The sequence below is a fragment of the Schaalia naturae genome, assembly GCF_042665795.1.
GTDB lineage: Bacteria > Actinomycetota > Actinomycetes > Actinomycetales > Actinomycetaceae > Pauljensenia > Pauljensenia naturae.
Genome location: NZ_JBHTEF010000001.1, coordinates 2,662,650 through 2,681,326, shown reverse-complemented (window position 1 = coordinate 2,681,326; position 18,677 = coordinate 2,662,650). Strand labels below are relative to the sequence as shown.

Here is an 18,677-nt window from a genome sequence, read left to right as displayed (position 1 = left end):
TCGTCCTCCGGCTCTGCGCGCAGAGCCGCCCTCGTCGGGGCGCCGGGGCCCCACTCAGCGGAGCCGGCGCAGGGCGCGGACGCCCCAGGTGAGCGCCGTCCCCCACCGCTCGTGGCTGACCGAGGACGGCCCGGCGATCGGGATCAGCCGCTGCGCGGCGATGGTCTGGGCCTCGGTGTACTTGAGGAGGCCCTCGGCGCCGTGGCGGCGGCCGATGCCCGAGGCTCCCATGCCGCCCATGGGGGCGTCGTGGGAGGCCCAGGCGGCGGCGTAGCCCTCGTTGATGTTGACGGTGCCGGTGCGGATCCGCCGGGCGACGGCGCGCGCATGACGGACATCTCCCGACCAGATGCTGGCGTTGAGGCCGTACTCGGAGTCGTTGGCGGCGGCGATGGCGGCCTCGTCGGAGTCCACCCGATAGAGGCTGAGGAGGGGCCCGAAGGTCTCCTCGGAGAAGACGCGCATATCCGGGGCGACGTCCGCGAGCAGGGTGGGCTCGAAGAAGTAGGGGCCCAGGTCGGGACGGGGATGCCCGCCCGCGAGCACGGTCGCCCCCTTGTCGACGGCATCCCGCACATGGGCTGTCACCTTGCGCAGCTGGGCCTCGCCGGCCAGCGACCCCATGTCCGCGTCCCATGTGGTGCCCGCGGCCAGGCGCAGCGCGCGGGTGCGCTCGACCAGGGCGGGCACGAAACGGCCCCAGACATCGGCGTGGACGAGGCCGCGTTCGACGCTGATGCACAGCTGGCCGGAGTTCGAGAACGCCGCGTGGACGGCGCCTTCCGCCGCCCGCTCCGGGTCCGCGTCCCCCAGGACGAGGAGGGGGTTCTTCCCTCCCAGCTCGGCGGAGAAGCCGATGAGGCGCTCGGCGCACTCCTGGGCGAGGATGCGGCCGGTCGCCGAGGAGCCGGTGAACATCAGGAAATCCGCGTGGCCGGTGAGCGCCGGCCCGAGCTCGCGCCCCGCCCCGACCACGATCTGTGCGGCGCCGGCGGGCAGGCCCGCCTCGCGCAGGAGCCGCAGGGCGAACAGGGCGGTGTCCGGCGTCTGCGAGTCCGGTTTGACGACGACCGCGTTGCCGGCCGCGAGCGCCGGCAGGGCGTCGCCGATGGGCAGGCTGAGCGGGTAGTTCCACGGGGCGATGACGGCGACGACCCCCTTGGGGATGTGCCGTTCGATCGTGTGGGTGAGGACCGGGAACGCGCCGGCGCGGCGGCGCTCCCGCAGGACGCCCGGGGCGTGGCGGGCGACGTGGTGCGCCCACAGGACGGTGTCGGCGAACTCCTCCAGGGCGCTGGCCCGGTTCTTTCCGGATTCGAGCTGGATCCAGTCGAGCATCTCGTCGCGGTGGTCGATGAGCAGCGCGCCGAAGCGTTCGAGGACCGCGGCGCGCTCGCGGACGGGGCGGCGCGCCCACTCCCTCTGCGCCTCCCGGCCGCGGGCGACGGCCCGCTCCGCGTCCTCGGGCGTCGAGCGGGGGAGGACGGCCAGCACGGCTCCGTCGAAGGGGCTGGTCACCTCCAGCGTGGCCCCGCCCTGCGCGTCCTCCGCCGTCACCAGGGCGGCCAACGCGTCGCCGGCCCCCGCCGCGTGCTTCCTCGTCGTCATGCCCCCATGCTGCCACTGTCGGGTGGGCGGGGCTCGGCGCGGTGCGCGTATGGGAGCGGGCCCAGACACCGCATCGGGTCCGCGGATTCCCGCAGAGTCGTTGCCGACTCTGCGGCGCGTGTTCACGCTCAAGTCAGATACGCATGATCAGATGTGTCCTATCCATCAACGACTGGACAAGGAGTCACAGTGATCCGCACCCCTTGGCGCACCTTGCGCCTGCGGACGGCCGGCGCCGTCCTCCTCGCGGGAGCGCTGGCAATCCCAGCGACCGTGGGAGTGACAGCACCCGCCCAGGCCGCATCCGACGGCGACGCCACGCATGTCGCCGACCTGCTCGAAGACGGCAGCGCACACACATTCGAGGTCACCGCCGCACAGAGCGGAGGTGACGCCTCGCAGAGCGGAGACATCGCACAGAGCGGGGACGACACCGCGCAGAGCGGGGACACCGGTTCCGGCGACGGCGGCGATGGCACCGCCGAACCGCCCGCCGACTCCCCTGACGATGTCACGCCGATCGCCGGCATCCAGGGCACGGGAGCGGCCTCGCCTCTGACCGGGCAGACGGTGACCACCCAGGGCGTCGTGACCGCGGCCTACCCCCAGGGCACGGGATCCTTCACCGGGTACGTCATCCAGACCCCGGGAGAGGACACCACGCCCGGCGCCTCGGATGCGCTCTTCGTCTACTCCCAGGCCACTGCCGACCAGGTCGAGGTCGGGGACTCCGTGCGGGTGACGGGCGAGGTCTCCGAGTACAAGAACCTCACCGAGCTGTCGGTCGCGGCCTCGGGCCTCACGATCCTCCCCGAGTCGCTGGGCACGGTCGCGCCCCTGGAGACCGGATGGCCCGCGACTGACACCGAGCGCGAAGCGCTGGAGTCCATGCTGATCCGGCCCACCGGCGACTTCACCGTGTCGAACACCTACTCGACGAACCAGTACGGAGAGGTCGGGCTCGCCTCGGGCGGCACCCCGCTCATCCAGCCCACGGACGCCGCCCCCGCGGGGTCCGAGAAGGCCGCCGAGGTCGAGGCCGACAACGCCGCGCGCGCAGTCACCCTGGATGACGCCACGACGATCAACTATCTGAGCACGGCGAACTCCTCCCTGACCCCGCCCTACATCTCGACCGAGAAGCCCGTGCGAGTGGGCGCGGCGGTGAGCTTCGACGCTCCGGTCATCGTCGACTACCGCAACGACGCCTGGAAGCTCAACCCCACCGAGGCCATCCGCGACGGCGGCCAGGGACCGGTGGCCTTCGAGGACACGCGCACGAAGGCTCCCGAGCCGGTCGGCGGCGACATCCGGATCGCCACCTTCAACGTCCTCAACTACTTCACGACGCTCGGTGCGGACACCGCCGGGTGCGAGCCCTACACGGATCGCGCCGGCGACGGCGTCACCGTGAAATCAGGGTGCGACCCGCGCGGCGCGTGGGATGCGGAGGATCTGGCCCGCCAGCAGGACAAGATCGTCTCCGCCATCAACGCTGTGGATGCTGACGTCATCGGCCTCCTCGAGATCGAGAACTCCGCCGCGCTAGGCGAGAAGCCCGACGAGGCACTCGCCACCCTGGTCGGCGCCCTCAACACCGCCGCGGGCTCCACGAAATGGGCGTACGTGCCCTCCTCCGCCGACCTTCCGGACGCCGCCGAGCAGGACGTCATCACGAACGCGCTGATCTACCAGCCCGCCTCGGTCGAGCGGGTGGGCGACGCCCGCGCTCTGGGCACCGAGTCCGGCGCTGATGGCGCTTTCGCGAACGCGCGGGAGCCCATCGGCCAGAAGTTCGCCCCGGTCGGCGGCGGCGAACCCGTCTTCGTCGCGGTCAACCACCTGAAGTCCAAGGGCTCGGCCGGGCCGCTGCCCGGCGACGAGGACCAGCACGACGGGCAGGGCGCCTCGAACGCCTCGCGGGTGGCGCAGGCCACCGCCCTGCGCGACTGGATCGGGACGGTCACGGACGAGGGCGGCGCCGTGGCCCTGGTCGGCGACTTCAACTCCTACACCCAGGAGGACCCGCTCCGGGTCCTCTACCAGGCGGGCTACACCGACGCCGCCTCGGAGCTGTCGAACGACCAGTGGTCGTACTCCTACTCCGGCCTGTCCGGATCACTGGACCACGTGCTGCTCAACCAGGCCGCCCTCAAGCGCGCCACCGGCGAGGACACCTGGGAGATCAACGCCGAGGAGTCCATCGCCCTGGAGTACAGCCGCTACAACTACCACGGCACGCTGTACGACACGAACGACGCCTACCGCTCCTCCGACCACGATCCTGTCGTCGTCGGGCTGGCTGCCGGGCAGTCCGCGCCGGTCGACCTGGACATCGTCGACATCAACGACTTCCACGGCCGCATCGACGCCAACACCACGGCCTTCGCGAAGACGGTCGAGGACCTCAAGGCCCAGAACCCGGACGGCACCCTGTTCGTCTCCGCCGGGGACAACATCGGGGCCTCTCTGTTCGCCTCCTCCTCGCAGCAGGACCAGCCGACGATCGACGTGCTCAACGCCCTGGGCCTGCAGGTCTCCGCAGTGGGCAACCACGAGTTCGACCAGGGCTACGACGACCTCAAGGGGCGGGTGCATGACGCCGCCGACTTCCCCTACCTCGGGGCGAACGTCTACGAGAAGGGCACGACCACGCCGGCTCTGCCGGAGTACGAGGTCATCAACGCGCGCGGCATCCGCGTCGGCTTCATCGGCGTCATCACGCAGGAGACCCCGACCCTGGTCTCCCCCGGCGGAGTGTCCACGCTGGACTTCGGCGACCCGGTCGACGCGCTCAACCGCGTCACCGGCCAGCTGTCCGACGGGAACGACGCGAACGGCGAGGCGGACGTCCTCGTCGCCCTCGTCCACGAGGGCGCGGGGGCGGGAACGCCGGACGGGGCGACCCTGGATGAGGAGGTCGCCGCGGGCGGCGCCTTCGCCGAGATCGTCACCGGGACCGATGCGCGCGTCGACGCGATCCTGACGGGCCACACCCACAAGGAGTACGCGTGGGAGGCCCCCGTCCCCGGTGAGGACGACGCCACGCGGCCGGTCATCCAGACCGGCAGCTACGGGGAGAACCTCGGGCACACCTCCCTCTCGATCGACCCCGACACCTTCGAGGTCGTGGCCCACGAGGCGGAGAACGTCAAGCGGGGCGCGGCCCCCACCGAGCAGGAGATCGCGGCCAGCCCGGCGCTCACCCGGGTCGACGACATCGTCACCCAGGCCCTCGCCCACGCCGACGAGGTCGGCAGCCAGCCCGTGGGCTCCGTGACGGCGGACATCACGACCGCCTTCGGCGGCGGGTCCTTCGTCGACGGCACGTGGACGGGCGGCACGCGCGACGACCGCGCCAGCGAGTCGGCCCTGGGCAACCTCGTGGCCGACGCGCTGCGCGACTCCGGCAAGCTCGCCGAACTGGGCGGGGCCGACATCGGCATCGTCAATCCCGGGGGCCTGCGCAACGAGCTGTACTACGCGAAGTCCGGGGGCGAGGGCGAGGACGGAGTGGTCACCTTCGCGGAGGCCAACGCCGTCCTGCCCTTCGTCAACAACGTGTGGACCGTGGAGCTCACCGGCGCGCAGCTGCGGGAGGTCCTGGAGGAGCAGTGGCAGACGGACGCCGACGGCAACCGCCCGAGCCGCCCGTACCTGGCGCTGGGCCTGTCGGACAACGTCACGTGGGTGGCGAAGACCGCAGATCCGAACGCCACCCCCGGCGGCAACGTCCTGGCCGTGTACGTCGACGGGACCCTGGTCCGCGACGACGACACGTTCACGGTGTCGACGTTCAGCTTCCTCGCTCAGGGCGGCGACAACTTCCGCGCCCTCGCCCAGGGCACGTCCCGCGACACCGGCCTCATCGACCGCGACGTGTGGATGGACTACCTGGGCGCGAACTCGCCGGTGGCGCCGTCCTTCGCGCGCTCGCGAGTGGTGGCGGGCGCCCTTCCGAACGCGGTGGACGCCGGGAAGCAGGCGTCGGTGACGCTCTCCGGCCTCGACCTCACCTCCTTGGGCTCCCCGCTCAACACGACGGTGAGCGCGAGGCTGGTGCCGGCGGGGGCCTCCTCCGCCGGAGTCCCGCTCGGTGACTTCGCCATCGACGAGGGCGCCGCCGCGATCGCCGCGACGATCCCGGCGGGCACAGCCGCGGGCGAGTACACGGTCGTCGCGACGGCCCAGCCGTCGGGGACGGCCGTGCGGCTGCCGATCACGGTGAAGGCCGGATCCGATCAGCCCGGGCCCGATGACCCGGTGGCGCCCTCCGCCGGGGATCTGACCGACGGGGCGCGCGGAGGCATCACGACCGACATCACGAAGGTCAAGCAGGGCGAGACGGTCAGGGTGTCCGTCGGCGTCGGGCACGCCGGGGAGAGGGTCAACGTGTGGCTGCACTCCGACCCGGTGCTGCTGGCCAGGTCGGTCGTGGTTCCCGAGTCCGGGATCCTCACCGTGACCATTCCCGCCGACACCCCGGTGGGGGCCCACAGGATCTCCGTCACCGCCGAGGACGGCACGCTGCTGGGCTGGGCGCCGATCGAGGTCCTCGCCGCAGACACGCCCGGGACCACACCCCCCGGTTCTGACGGCGCCTCGCCGAAGGCGGCCGCGAAGAGCGGGACTGGGCTGTCCGACACCGGTGCGGAGATCTCCTGGCCCCTCGGGCTGGCGCTCCTGCTGATGGCCGTCGGAGGCGCGCTGGTGACGACGCGCCGGCGGTCGGGTTCCCAGGAGCGGTGACCTCTCCGGCTGCCCGCCGCAGGCCCTGAGGCCTCTGCGGGCGGGTGCCTCCGGCGCCGCGGGTCCGGCTCGGGTCTCCCTGGTGGAGCACCCCGTCGGGCCCGCGGCGTCCGGCATCGTGGCTGCGCCGCCCTCGTCCTCGGCGCGCCTGGGCGGGGCGAGGGCGATGTCCGTGACACGCCGTGAGGCACACGACTTCCTGTGCGGCCGTACGAGACGTTATAGTTGATTCGTCAATCAGTTGGGCGCCCTTTTGACGGCGCCCTCCACTCCAGAACCCCACGAAGAGGAATGCCATGTCTGACCTGCAAGGAAAATGGACCATCGACCACGCCCACTCGACGATCGGCTTCGTCGTCCGCCATGCCGTGTCCAAGGTGAAGGGCGAGTTCACGGACTTCACCTCGGAGGTCGTCTCCACCGGCCCCGACACCGCCGACGTCACCGCCACGGTCCAGGCCGTCTCCTTCAGCTCGCGCAACGAGATGCGTGACAACCACATCAAGAGCGCCGACTTCCTGGACGCGGAGAACTTCCCGACGCTCGACTTCACCGGCAAGGTCGCGGACGGCAAGCTCTCCGGCGACCTCACGATCCACGGCGTCACCCGCCCGATCGCCTTCGACCTGGACTCCATCGAGGTCGCGAAGGACCCCTTCGGCGGGCCGGATTTCGCCGGCACCGAGGCCACCGCGGAGATCTCGCGCAAGGACTTCGGACTGACCTGGAACCAGGCGCTGGAGACCGGCGGCGTGCTGGTGGGCGACAAGATCAAGATCGACCTGGACGTCTCCTTCCTGCGCGTCACCGAGTGATCTGACGGACTCCGCCCCCGGGTGCGGCGCCGTGACGGCGCCGCACCCGGGGGCTCTGCCGTCCGCGGCCGCGTCCGGGGCAGGCCCGCTCCCCGCGCCGGCCGGTTCTCCCGCCGGTGCGCCCTCTCAGGAATGGAGCAGCTGGGAGGCCCTCGCCTGCGACACCCCCAGGACCGCCGCGGTATCGGTGACGCTCAGGCCCCTCGCCCGCAGCGCCCGAGCGATCTCACGGGTGCGCCGCGAGGCCGCCTCCAGGTCCTCCGCCGCGCGCCGGGCGGCGCGCCGCGACGCCCGGGCCTCGACGTCGAGCCCGCCGAGGTCCAGGACCAGGTCGATCTCGCCATCCGAGGCGGCGATCGCCCGGTCTCCGGGGAGGGAGGCGAGGAAGCCGCGCACCTGTGCGCGGGCGGCGGCCAGCGACCGCGCGTGGGCCGATCCGTCGATGCCCTCGACGCGCAGCTGCCACCCCTTGGCCGCAGGAGCGGCGTGGGCCGTGTACCTGTGTTCCTCTTCCATCGCCGCCATCATCGCAGACGCGCGGCTCCCGGTGGGCCGCCGCGCGCGGCGGCCCCCTCTCGCCGGGGACGGCTCATGTCACGACGGCACCCGGACCGGGACGTCGCGGACCGCGCCGCCCTCGCCCGCGCGGGCCCGGCGACCGCGGTCCACCAGACGCCAGATCAACGGCGTGAGGATCAGCTGCAGCGCCAGGTCCATCTTCCCGCCCGGGATCACGATCGAGTTCGCCCGCGACATGAACGAGCCGTCGATCATGGACAGGAGATACGGGAAGTCGATGCCGCGGGGGTCGGCGAAGCGGATGACCACGATCGACTCGTCGGCGGTCGGGATCCACCGCGCGGTGAACGGGTTCGAGGTGTCGACGGTCGGGACGCGCAGGAAGTTGATGTGCGTGTTCGAGAACTGCGGGCAGATGTAGTGCACGTAGTCCGGCATGCGCCTCAGGATCGTGTCCGTCACGGCCTCGGTGCTGTAGCCGCGTTGGGACCTGTCGCGATGCAGCTTCTGGATCCACTCGAGATTGATCGCCGGCGCGATCCCGACCAGCAGGTCGACGTGCCGGGCGACGTCGACGTCGTCCGTGCGCACCCCGCCGTGGAGGCCCTCGTAGTAGAGCAGATCCGTGCCGGCTGGCATCTGCGCCCACTCGGTGAAGGTGCCGGGGGGCCTGTCATAGAGCGCCGCCTCGCAGTCATCGTGGACGTACTGCCGGATCTGCCCCGTGCCCGTGCGCCCGTACTCCTCGAACAGGGTCTCGAGCCGGTCGAACAGGTTCGCGGCGGGTCCGAAGTGCGAGAACGAGGGGTTTCCGGCCGCCGTCGCGCGCGCCTGCGCCGCCCGCATGGCGAGGCGGTCATAACGGTGGAACGAGTCGCCGTGCACGAGGACGGCCTCGACGTGCTCCCGGACGAAGATCTGCTCGAAGACCTCGGTGACCGTGCTGGTGCCGGCACCGGAGGAGCCGGTGATGGCGACCACCGGATGGGCTGTGGACATGAGGCCTCTCCCGTCAGTCGCCTCGGGCGAGGAAGAGCGTCCGGTCGCGGAAGAGAGGAGCCGCCGAGGACCGGTCCATGCCGGCCCCCGGGGACGTCGCCGCCGACCGAACGGGGGCGGCCTCCGGCGTGCCGGCGTCACCGGGACGCCGCGCGGCGCGGCCGGAGGAGGGTCCTGGCGCAGGAGGCCCGTCGGGAGCCTGAGCCTGCGCGGGCAGGGAGGGATGTCTCATGAAGTGCTCCTTCCTGATCGTCGGTCAGTCTAAGAGTGAGCCGTGGGTCACGATCCGGGACTCGTCCAACTCGGAGAGACGTCCAGCAGCGGCGCGCGATGATGCACGAACGTGCATATAGGATGAACGTCTATTCATCCTGTGGCGGGGGACACCTACCATCGACACCATCGGGCCGGGGATCGTCTCCCGGCGGACAGGTGCCGCGACGTCGGCTGCACCGTCCGGGGACCTGCGCAGAAGGACCGACCGTTTCCGATTCGAACCACTGGGGGCATCCATGGACCAGACCGGCCGCTACGTCGACCTGAGTCTCGATGAGGACGAGCTGATCGAAGGCGGGCAGCACATCCTGTGCGCCTACAAGCTGAGGCCGAAACCTGGAGTCGGCTACCTCGAGGCCGCAGCCGCCTTCGCCGCCGAGTCCTCCACCGGCACGAACGTCGAGGTCTGCACGACCGACGACTTCACCAAGGGGATCGACGCCGTCGTGTACCGCGCCGACGAGTCCACCGAGGACGTGCGACTCGCGTTCCCGCTGGTCCTGTTCGACCGCAACATCACGGACGGACGCATGATGCTGGTCTCGTTCCTCACCCTGACCATCGGCAACAACCAGGGCATGGGGGACATCGAGTACGCCAAGATGTACGACTTCCTCGTGCCACGCGCCGCCCTGAGCCTCTTCGACGGGCCCACCCGGGGCATCGCCGATCTGTGGCGGATACTGGGCCGCCCCGTCGTGGACGGAGGCTACATCGCCGGCACGATCGTCAAACCGAAGCTGGGACTGCGACCCGAGCCGTTCGCCCGGGCCGCGCACGACTTCTGGCTGGGCGGGGACTTCATCAAGAACGACGAGCCCCAGGGCAACCAGGTCTTCGCCCCCATGCGCCAGACGATCCCTCTGGTCGTGGACGCCATGCGGAGGGCGATGGACGAGACCGGGGAGGCCAAGCTGTTCAGCGCGAACATCACCGCCGACGATCCCCGAGAGATGGTGGCGCGCGGCGAATTCGTCCTGCAGGCCTTCGGCCCCGACGCGGACAAGGTCGCCTTCCTGGTCGACGGATTCGTCGGCGGCCCCGCCGCGGTGACCACCGCACGGCGGACCTTTCCCGGCCAGTTCCTCCACTTCCATCGCGCGGGGCACGGCATGGTGACGTCCGCCCAGTCCCGCCGCGGATACACGGCGTACGTCCTGGCGAAGATGGCCCGCCTCCAGGGTGCCTCCGGTATGCACGTCGGCACCCTGGGTCACGGGAAGATGGAGGGGACCCCGGCCGACCGGATGATCGCCTACGCGTGCGAACGCGATGTCGCGGAGGGCCCCGCCTACATCCAGGAGTGGTACGGGATGAGGCCGACCGCCCCGATCGTCTCAGGGGGCATGAACGCGCTGCGCCTGCCGGGGTTCTTCGACGATCTGGGCCACGCCAACATCATCAACACAGCGGGCGGCGGCTGCTACGGGCATGTGGACGGTCCGGCGGCCGGGGCCCGGTCTCTGCGCCAGGCCTACGAGTGTTGGGACGCCGGCGCGGATCCGGTGGAGTGGGCCTCCACCCACCGGGAGTTCGCCCGCGCCTTCGAGTCGTTCCCCGACGACGCCGACGCCCTCTACCCGGGATGGAGGACGGCGCTGGACCACTGAGACCGGACCGTGGACTTCCCGTCGAACCGCGGAACTCGCGCCGAATCGAAGCGGCACGCGGCTTCGGTTCGGTGAGAAACCCGCGGTTCGCCAGCAGGCAGTCGACGTTCAGCGCGCGCCCGCCAACCGGGCGAGCACCTCGGGGACGTCCGCGATGCCGGGCACGCGGAACTGCGCGGCCGTCTCGCCGTCCCCGACGTGGACGCCCAGGTCGCCGTGCCCGGGACGCAGGGCCGCGAAGGCGCGCTCGTCCGTCGCATCGTCTCCCGCGTAGAACACCGAGTCCGTGCGGAACCGCTTCCGCAGGACGGCCAACGCCCGCCCCTTGTCGCCGCGGCGCACCGTGAGCTCGACGACGCGCTTGCCGGGCAGGACCTCGACGCCCGGCAGGCCCTCGGACGCCCGGCGCGCCCGGTTCTCCAGCTCCTCGGCCTGCGCCGCGTCAGGCACCGCACGGGTGTGCAGCGTGGCCGAGAGCGGTTTGCGCCCGACCCACGCGCCCGCGGGCCCCGCCTCCGCCAGCCGGTCGAGGCGGGCGACGGCCTCCGCGAGCGCGCTCCTCTCCGCCTCGGACAGCTCGACGGGCTCGACCGAGCCGTCGGGCCACCGGGTCTCCAAGCCATGAGACCCGACCAGGACGAGGCGGTCCAGCGGCAGACCCGACAGGCCCGCGACCTCGGTGAGCGCCTCCAAGGACCGCCCGGACACCAGCGCCACCGCGGTGCCCTCCGCGGCCCGTGTCCCCGCGCCGGCCAGCGACCGGATCGCGTCGACCGCTCCCGGCAGGGCCCGCGCCTGCGCGGGATCCCGGTCGAACGGCGCCAGCGTCCCGTCGAAGTCCAGCCCGACCAGCAGCCGTCCTGCGCGGGCGACCTCGTCGACGGCCTCGGTCAATGCCGGTGGGAGGCTCATCGCCCTCGCGCCTCCCGGCGCCGCCAGGGTCCCATCCGGCTGGCCGAGGCGCGGTCCAACTCCGCGAGGAACCCGGCCGACCAGGCCTCGACGTCGTGGGTGCGCACCGTGCGCCTCAGCTGGCGCATCCGGCGGGCGCGCTCCCTGGGCGACATCCGGGTCGCGCGCACGATCGCCTCCTTGATGGCATCGACGTCGTGGGGGTTGACGATGAGCGCCTGGCGCAGCTCGTCGGCGGCGCCCGTGAACTCGCTGAGGATCAGCACCCCGTCGATGTCGACGGAGGCCGCGATGTACTCCTTGGCCACCAGGTTCATGCCGTCGCGCAACGAGGTCACCAGCAGGACGTCCGCCGCCTCGTACAGGGCCGCGACCTCGCGGCGCGGAAGGTTGCGGTGCATGTACTGCACGGCGCTGCGCCCCACGGTGGAGTGATCGCCGTTGATCCGCGAGACCGCGACCTCCACCTCCTCGCGCAGGTCCTGGTAGGCGGAGACGCCCTCACGTGTGGGGATCGCCATCTCGACCAGGATCGTGTCGCCGACGTCCAGGCGGTGCTCGTCCAGCAGCTCGCCGTAGGCCTTGAGCCGGTGGGAGATGCCCTTCGTGTAGTCCAGCCGGTCGACGCCCAGCAGCACGGTGCGCGGACTGCCCAGCTCGTGGCGGATCTGGGAGGCGCGGGCCCGCACCTCGGGGTCGTTGCCCAGCGCGTCCCAGGAGGCGAAGTCCACGGAGATCGGGAACGCCCCGAAATGGGAGGGACGCCGTCCGGAACCGGCCTCGCGCCCGGCCTCCTCGCGCTCCGAGCGCGTGGGGGGCATCTCCTCGGCGACGAGGGCGGCGCTGCGCCCCGCGTCCGACTGCCCCGCGAGGTCCACGGTGGTGTCCCGACGGGCCGCCCAGCCCGTCCTGGCCTCATCGTCGAGCGGGACCTCGACGACTCCGCGGTGGACCGTCCACCCCAGCAGCTGGCGGACGGCCTGCGCGAAGTTGCGGGCGTCCCCGGCGCGCTGGAACCCCACCAGGTCGGCCCCCAGCAGGCCCCGGAGGATCTGCTGGCGCCACGGCAGCTGGGCGTAGATCCCCGGAGCGGGGAAGGGGATGTGGTTGAAGAAGCCGATCGACACGTCCGGGCGCAGCTCGCGCAGCATCCGGGGAACGAGCTGGAGCTGGTAGTCCTGGATCCACACGCGCGACCCGGGCCGGGCCGCCTCGGCGGCCGCCTGGGCAAAACGGTGGTTGACCTCTTTGTACGCATCCCACCAGATGCGGTGGTACTCGGGCTGCGCGATGACATCGTGGTAGAGGGGCCACAGGGTCCCGTTGGAGAAGCCCTCGTAGTAGCGCTCGACCTCCTCGGCGGTGAGAGGCACCGGCGCGATGGTGAAGGGCCGGCCCGTCGACGGCCCGGCGACCTCGAAGGGCTCGGTGGGGATGCCGGCGCCGTCCTCGTCGCCGCCGCCGGACCCGGATCCCGGTCCCGGGCCGCGCTCCGAGTCGGAGGCGGTCCCCGGCCATCCGATCCACACGCCGCCGGTCCGTTCGACGACGGGCTCCAGGGCCGTCACGAGTCCCCCGGAGGAGGCGCGCCAGTGCCAGCGGCCGTCCTGGTCGCGGACCCGTTCGACGGGAAGGCGGTTGGAGACGACGACCAGCGGGCACGACGCCCCGTCGTCCGGGTCGGCGGACCCCCCGCCCGCCCCGTGATGCTCCGCGTCGCCGCCTGCTTGTGTCTGGGGCATGATGATCACCTCGATCGTGCGCCCGGCCCCGGCTCTCGGGGTGGAAGCGCCGTTCTTCCCACTGTAACGGGGCGCCGTTGCGCTCGCCTGAGGGGTTTCTGCGGCAAGGTCGCCCTCGTCCTCAGCGGGACGGGTCGGGCAGACGCGGGACGGCGGCGATGAGCCTGCGGGTGTAGGCGTCGCGGGGCGAGGCGAGGATCCGCGAGACCGGGCCCTCCTCCACCTGGCGGCCTCCGCGCACGACGACCGCCCGGTCGCAGAGCTGGCTGACGATGGCCAGGTCGTGCGACACCAGCACGAGGACCACGCCTTCGCCGTCGCGCAGGTCGCGCAGGAGTTCCACGATCTGGGCCCGCACGGTGACGTCGAGGGCGCTCACCGGTTCGTCGGCGATGACCACGCGCGGGCGGGGAGCCAGTGCGCGGGCGATGGCGATGCGCTGACGCTGGCCGCCGGAGAACTCCGTCGGGTAGCGGTCGAGGGCGTCCTCGCCGAGGCCGACGGCGCGAATCACCTCGCGGACCCGCTGTCGGCGCTCGGAGCGCGTCCCCATGCCGGGAAGGCTGTCCAGCGGCTCCCCCACGATCGCGCCGACCCGCATCCGGGGATCCAGCGACGAGGCCGGATCCTGGAACACGGGCTGGACGGCGCGCCGCAGGCGCTGGACCTGCCGGCGGTCGCGCAGGCGCAGCGGCCCGCCCTCGAAGAGCACCCGGCCCGAGGTCGGCTCGAGGAGCCCGAGCAGCATCCTGATGAGCGTGGTCTTCCCGGCTCCCGACTCGCCGACGATGCCGATGCCCTGCCCGGCGCGCACGTCCAGGCTGAGACCGGACAGGGCCGGGCGGGAGGCACCCGGATAGGTCTTCGACACGTCCTGGACCTGCAGGATCGGAGGGCCTCCCGCGGTCTCGGGCTCCACGCCCGCGGGGATCGGCCTCTCCGGGTCGAGGGGGTCGGTCCCCCCGGAGGGGCGTCGGCGTGACGGCGTTCCGGCCATGGTCAGCGACCGCCTTCCGTTGCGGGACCGGGAACCTGGAGCCGGCTGATCCGGCGGGCGTCCGCGATGAGCGTCCGCGCGTAGTCGGTCCGCGGGTCTCGGAGGAGGTCCTCGAGGGTGTCGTCCTCCAGGAGCCTCCCTCCGTGCATGACGAGGACCCGCGGCGCGACCTGGGAGATGACGGGCAGGTCGTGGCTGATGAACAGCAGGGCCATGCCGCGCTCCTCGACGACGCGTTCGAGCAGCTCGAGGATCTCGGCCTGGACGGTGACGTCGAGCGCCGTGGTGGGCTCATCGGCGATGAGGAGACGGGGACGGCAGGCCAGCGCGATAGCCAGGGCCACGCGTTGGCGTTGTCCGCCGGACAGCTCATGCGGATAGGCCCGCGCGATCCTGCGGTCGGAGCCGTCCAGCCCGACGTCCTCCAGGCTGCGGGCGATCGCGGCGGCCAGCTCACGGCGGCGCACCCCCTGGATCCGGGCGAGCGGGCCGGCGATCTGGCGGCCGACCCTCATCAGGGGGTCGAGGGAGGTCAGCGGCTCCTGGAACACCATCGCGATCCCGCGCCCGCGCACCGCCGACAGCTCCCTCTCCGTGCGCCCGACCAGTTCCACGCCGCCGAAGAGCACGGATCCGGCGGCCTCCACGGATCCCGGCGCGATGCCCGCGATGGCGGAGGCCGTCATCGACTTGCCCGACCCGGACTCGCCGGCCAGGCCCGCCCGTTCCCCGTCGGCCAGGTCGAAGCTGACGCCGGAGACGATCCGCGCCCCGGTCGCGCGCACCGTGACCGTCAGGTCGCGCACGCTCAGCAGGGGGCCGCCCGCCCCCGTCGCGTCCGGCGCGGCGTCGGCGGCCGCCCGGGCGCCCGGCATGGGTGTCCCCGTCGAAGTCACGAGACCCTCCGCAGCTCGGGGTCGAGGACGTCGCGCAGGCCGTCGGCCAGCAGGTTCACTCCCAGGACGGCGATCACCAGCATGACGCCGGGCGCGATGGCCCCCAGGGGCGCCACGAGCACGGTCGCCTGCGCCTCCTGCAGCATGCGCCCCCACGAGGCGTTCGGGGGTGGCGATCCCAGACCCAGGTAGGACAGCGACGCCTCGGCCAGCACGGCCGCGCCCCACTGCAGGGCGAGCTGCACGACGAGCGTCGGCGCGATGTTCGGCAGGATGTGGCGCCGGATGATCCGCGGGCGCCTCGCCCCGGAGGTCTGGGCGGCCTCGACGAAGTCCTGGTGGAGGACCTGTCCGGCGCTGGCCCGCGTGATGCGGGCGATCGGGGCGCTCATCGCGATGCCCACGGCGACGACGCTCACCCTCAGGGAGGCTCCCATCACGGAGACCAGCAGCATCGCCAGCAAGATGGTCGGGAAGGCGATCATCACATCGATCGCGCTGGTCAGCGTCGAGTCGGCCCACCGGCGGGAAATGGCCGCCCACAGACCCCAGGACACGCCGATGAGGGCGCCGATGGCCACGGCGCCGAGACCGACGACCACCGCCAGGCGCGCCCCGACCATGAGCTGCGCGAGGAGGTCGTGCCCCAGCCGGTCCGTGCCCAGCAGGTAGGCGGCCGTCGGGCCCTCCAGGCGCGGGCCCGACGTGTCGTCGATGGCGTGCGGCGTCCACACCAGCGACACGAGCGCCGTCAGGAGGACCATCCCGAACAGGACGGCGCCGAGGACGAGGTTCCAGGTGCGGGACGGCCCGCCTGCGCGGGAGGAACGGCCCTGCCCGGGCGCTGGCGCCTCCGGCAGGGTCCGCGCACTCGTCGCCGCGGCCTGTCCCTGCGCGCTCATCGTCGTCCCGCCAATCGGCGAAGCCGGGGGTCGACGATCCTCTGGAGGAGATCCCCGAGGAACCCGGCGACCAGGATCGCCACCGTCGAGAAGAAGAGCACGCCCTGGACCACCGGGTAGTCCTTCGACATGATCGAGCTGGTGAGCAGGGAGCCGAGCCCCGGCAGGGCGAAGACGTTCTCGATGACGACCGCTCCGACGAAGGAGGTCGACAGCTCGATGGCGAGCACCGAGATCACGGGGACCACCGCGTTGCGCACGCCGTGGCGGAGGAAGGCCCACCCGGCCGTCAACCCCGTCGCGCGCGCCGAGCGCAGGTAGTCCTGCCCCAGCACGTCGAGCGTGGCCGAGCGGACGTAACGGGTGATGGAGGCGGCCATGATGGCGGCGATCGTGACGACGGGCAGGGCCAGCGACCTCAGCGCGTCGCCCGGAGCGGCCCATCCGGAGCTTGGGAACCCGTTGGGCGGGAACACGTGCAGCCTCAGCGCCAGGATCCACACCAGGAGGATGCCGATCCAGAAGGACGGGACCGCCAGGCCCAGCTGGCTGAGCGCGGAGAGCGCCCGCCCGACGGGGCGGGTGCGGCGGGCCGCCGCGATGTACCCCAGCGGGGCGGAGATCAGCACCGCCACCGTGAACGAGAGGAACGTCAGCGGCAGGGTGACCGGCAGCCGTTCGGCCACCAGCTCGCCCACCGGCGTCCTGTTGAGGTAGGACGTGCCGAAGTCCCCCCGCACGGCGCCCTCCATCCATGCGGCGTACTGCTGCCAGATGGGGCGGTCCGTGCCCAGCTCCGCGCGGGCCTGCTCGATCTGGTCCTGCGTCGCGCCGATGGGGACCAGGGCGTTGGCGGGATCGCCCGGCACGACCCGGAGGAGCACGAACAGCAGGGTCATCGCCACGACCAGGGAGACCAGGAGGATGCCCGCCCTTCTCACGACGAAGCGCGTCAATCCCTCCACGTCACGACGACTTCGTGATGTCCCCGACGAAGAACTGCGAGTTGTAGCCGTTCTTCGGATACCCGCTCACGTCCGCGGTCGAGACCCGCAGCTGCGGGGCGAGGAACAGCCAGACGGCCGCGGCCTCCTCGGTCACCGTCTCGTTCGCCTTCCGCAGGAGCTCGGTCTGCTCGTCGTCGGTGTCGACCGCCTCCGACTGGTCCACCCACTCCTGCACCTGCGTGTTGTCGTACCCCCAGTAGAAGTCGGGGTTCGCGAACCACACCAGGTCGCGGTCGTTGACGTGCTCCTGCAGCGTCGCCTCGAAGTCGTGGTTGGAGTAGACGGTCTCGTACCAGGTGTCGGAGGTGATCGTGTTGATGGTGACGTCGATCCCGACCTTGGCCAGCTCCGACTTGATGAACTCGGCCTCCGCGGGGTGCGGGTCGTAGTTCGGGGTCTCCAGTGTGAAGGAGAACCCGTCCGGGTAGCCCGCCTCCGCGAGCAGTTCCTTCGCGCGGTCCGGGTCGTACCCGTTGACGTCGGAGAGGTCCTCGTACCACGGGTCCTTCGGGGGGACCATCGAGCCGGTCACCTGGCCGTATCCGTTCCACACCTTGTCCAGAAGGGCCTTCTTGTCGATCGCCGAGGACACGGCCTGGCGGACGCGGACGTCGGTGAAGGGCTCGACGCGGTCGTTGAACGCCAGCAGGTCCTTGACCGTGGACTGGCCCTCGACGATCGTGTACTGGCTGGTGTCCTGGAACTCCTCGAGGTAGTCGGGCGAGGGCTCGCCGGAGACGATGTCGATCTGACGGGCGACCAGCGCGTTGTTCAGGGCGGTGGCATCGGTGAAGTAGCGGAACGTCACGCCGGCGTTCGTCGGTTTCTCGCCCCAGTAGCCGTCGAAACGGCTGATCGTCAGGGAGTCGCCCTTCTTCCACTGGTCGAGCTTGTAGGGACCGGTGCCGTCCTCGGTGGTCGCGGGATCGGCGATGTCGCGCTGGAGGATCCACACGCCTGCCAGGTAGTAGATCAGCGACTTCTTCTTCTGGGAGAGCGTGACGGTCACCGTGTCGTCCCCGGAGGTGGTCACGGAGTCGATCACCTCGAGATCGCCCTTGCGCGCGGCCTTCGACTCCGGGGAGATCACACGCTCGATGCTCCACTTCACGTCCTCCGGGGTGAGGGGCTTCCCGGAGTGGAACGTCACCCCTTGACGCAGGGTGAAGGTGTAGGTCAGGCCGTCGTCGGAGACCGAGTAGTCCTCGGCGAGGAGATTGTGGATCTGGCCCTCGTCGTCCAGGGAGAACAGGGACTCGTAGACGTTGAGGTACAGCGCCTCGGTCACCCCTGAGCTGCCGCCGCCGATCGAGTTCAGGCTCGTCGGCTCGTTCTGCGAGCCGACGACGATCGTCGCGTCCGGGTCGAAGCCGGCCGCGGCGCCCGAGGCGCCCTGATCACCAGAGGCCTGGGATCCGGACGCCTGGCCGCCGGAGGAGCACCCGGCCAGGGCGAGCGACACGACGAGGGCCGCGGCCGCCGGGCCGATCCATGACTGTCTCAAGACTGACACCTCTTGCCTTCTGCACTTCGGTCGATGGTCGGGCCCCTGATACCCCGGTGGAGCACCGAAGGTCCCCGGGGCCCTGACATCCAGCGTGTCTCACGTCCGCCGCCAGGTCAGCGGAGATCCAGATGGTGAGCG

General features: G+C 71.6%; 14 protein-coding genes. 3 read left to right on the top strand and 11 right to left on the bottom strand.

The window, feature by feature from the left end:
• Window positions 1–54: 54 nt before the first annotated feature.
• Complete coding sequence (locus ACFQWG_RS11830) at window positions 55–1,608, bottom strand: succinic semialdehyde dehydrogenase (protein WP_380975576.1); 1,554 nt, start codon at window positions 1,606–1,608, stop codon at window positions 55–57.
• Window positions 1,609–1,797: 189 nt separating this feature from the next.
• On the opposite strand from ACFQWG_RS11830, the gene ACFQWG_RS11825 reads away from it, so the two are divergent.
• Together ACFQWG_RS11825 and ACFQWG_RS11820 are read left to right on the top strand one after the other, a co-directional pair.
• Window positions 1,798–6,357, top strand: coding sequence for an ExeM/NucH family extracellular endonuclease (locus ACFQWG_RS11825; protein ID WP_380975574.1), 4,560 nt, complete (start codon window positions 1,798–1,800; stop codon window positions 6,355–6,357).
• A 296-nt stretch (window positions 6,358–6,653) separates the two neighbouring features.
• Window positions 6,654–7,172, top strand: a complete 519-nt coding sequence (locus ACFQWG_RS11820) for a YceI family protein (RefSeq protein ID WP_380975572.1) — start codon at window positions 6,654–6,656, stop codon at window positions 7,170–7,172.
• A gap of 126 nt (window positions 7,173–7,298) precedes the next feature.
• Here the strand turns inward: ACFQWG_RS11820 and ACFQWG_RS11815 are convergent, their stop codons facing one another.
• The 3 genes from ACFQWG_RS11815 to ACFQWG_RS11805 all read right to left on the bottom strand — a co-directional run bounded on the left by ACFQWG_RS11815 (window position 7,299) and on the right by ACFQWG_RS11805 (window position 8,922).
• A complete protein-coding gene (locus ACFQWG_RS11815; RefSeq protein WP_380975570.1) occupies window positions 7,299–7,688 on the bottom strand; it encodes an antitoxin HicB in 390 nt (129 codons plus the stop codon).
• 78 nt (window positions 7,689–7,766) lie between these two features.
• On the bottom strand, window positions 7,767–8,690 hold the full coding sequence (locus ACFQWG_RS11810) for a phosphoribulokinase (RefSeq protein ID WP_380975568.1): 924 nt from the start codon (window positions 8,688–8,690) through the stop codon (window positions 7,767–7,769).
• Between the two features lie 13 nt (window positions 8,691–8,703).
• A complete protein-coding gene (locus tag ACFQWG_RS11805) occupies window positions 8,704–8,922 on the bottom strand; it encodes a hypothetical protein (RefSeq protein WP_380975566.1) in 219 nt (72 codons plus the stop codon).
• Window positions 8,923–9,202: 280 nt separating this feature from the next.
• Here ACFQWG_RS11805 and ACFQWG_RS11800 point away from each other — a divergent pair, with 280 nt between their 5' ends.
• On the top strand, window positions 9,203–10,576 hold the full coding sequence (locus ACFQWG_RS11800) for a ribulose-bisphosphate carboxylase (RefSeq protein WP_380975564.1): 1,374 nt from the start codon (window positions 9,203–9,205) through the stop codon (window positions 10,574–10,576).
• A 108-nt stretch (window positions 10,577–10,684) separates the two neighbouring features.
• Here ACFQWG_RS11800 and otsB read toward each other — a convergent pair whose 3' ends face one another.
• The 7 genes from otsB to ACFQWG_RS11765 form a co-directional block, all read right to left on the bottom strand.
• Entirely contained in the window at window positions 10,685–11,488 is an 804-nt protein-coding gene (gene otsB / locus ACFQWG_RS11795; protein WP_380975562.1) for a trehalose-phosphatase, read from the bottom strand.
• Entirely contained in the window at window positions 11,485–13,230 is a 1,746-nt protein-coding gene (locus ACFQWG_RS11790) for an alpha,alpha-trehalose-phosphate synthase (UDP-forming) (protein ID WP_380975560.1), read from the bottom strand. The genes otsB and ACFQWG_RS11790 overlap by 4 nt, the downstream gene beginning before the upstream one ends.
• A gap of 121 nt (window positions 13,231–13,351) precedes the next feature.
• Entirely contained in the window at window positions 13,352–14,227 is an 876-nt protein-coding gene (locus ACFQWG_RS11785; protein WP_380975558.1) for an ABC transporter ATP-binding protein, read from the bottom strand.
• A 2-nt stretch (window positions 14,228–14,229) separates the two neighbouring features.
• Window positions 14,230–15,123: an ABC transporter ATP-binding protein gene (locus tag ACFQWG_RS11780; RefSeq protein WP_380975556.1), complete on the bottom strand. Its 894-nt coding sequence runs from the start codon at window positions 15,121–15,123 to the stop codon at window positions 14,230–14,232.
• Window positions 15,120–16,025: an ABC transporter permease gene (locus ACFQWG_RS11775; protein ID WP_380975554.1), complete on the bottom strand. Its 906-nt coding sequence runs from the start codon at window positions 16,023–16,025 to the stop codon at window positions 15,120–15,122. The genes ACFQWG_RS11780 and ACFQWG_RS11775 overlap by 4 nt, the downstream gene beginning before the upstream one ends.
• Window positions 16,022–16,966 carry an ABC transporter permease gene (locus ACFQWG_RS11770; protein WP_380975552.1) on the bottom strand — a complete coding sequence of 315 codons (945 nt, stop codon included), beginning with the start codon at window positions 16,964–16,966 and terminating at the stop codon, window positions 16,022–16,024. The genes ACFQWG_RS11775 and ACFQWG_RS11770 overlap by 4 nt, the downstream gene beginning before the upstream one ends.
• Window positions 16,967–16,991: 25 nt before the next feature.
• Window positions 16,992–18,545, bottom strand: a complete 1,554-nt coding sequence (locus ACFQWG_RS11765; protein WP_380975550.1) for an ABC transporter substrate-binding protein — start codon at window positions 18,543–18,545, stop codon at window positions 16,992–16,994.
• Between the last annotated feature and the right edge of the window lie 132 nt (window positions 18,546–18,677).

Bases quoted from the DNA above. Each gene is read 5' to 3' on its own strand.
- ACFQWG_RS11830 (WP_380975576.1), bottom strand. From the start codon at position 1,608: ATGACGACGAGGAAGCACGCGGCGGGGGCCGGCGACGCGTTGGCCGCC.
- ACFQWG_RS11820 (WP_380975572.1), top strand. From the start codon at position 6,654: ATGTCTGACCTGCAAGGAAAATGGACCATCGACCACGCCCACTCGACG.
- ACFQWG_RS11815 (WP_380975570.1), bottom strand. From the start codon at position 7,688: ATGGAAGAGGAACACAGGTACACGGCCCACGCCGCTCCTGCGGCCAAG.
- ACFQWG_RS11810 (WP_380975568.1), bottom strand. From the start codon at position 8,690: ATGTCCACAGCCCATCCGGTGGTCGCCATCACCGGCTCCTCCGGTGCC.
- ACFQWG_RS11805 (WP_380975566.1), bottom strand. From the start codon at position 8,922: ATGAGACATCCCTCCCTGCCCGCGCAGGCTCAGGCTCCCGACGGGCCT.
- ACFQWG_RS11800 (WP_380975564.1), top strand. From the start codon at position 9,203: ATGGACCAGACCGGCCGCTACGTCGACCTGAGTCTCGATGAGGACGAG.
- otsB (WP_380975562.1), bottom strand. From the start codon at position 11,488: ATGAGCCTCCCACCGGCATTGACCGAGGCCGTCGACGAGGTCGCCCGC.
- ACFQWG_RS11790 (WP_380975560.1), bottom strand. From the start codon at position 13,230: ATGCCCCAGACACAAGCAGGCGGCGACGCGGAGCATCACGGGGCGGGC.
- ACFQWG_RS11785 (WP_380975558.1), bottom strand. From the start codon at position 14,227: ATGGCCGGAACGCCGTCACGCCGACGCCCCTCCGGGGGGACCGACCCC.
- ACFQWG_RS11775 (WP_380975554.1), bottom strand. From the start codon at position 16,025: ATGAGCGCGCAGGGACAGGCCGCGGCGACGAGTGCGCGGACCCTGCCG.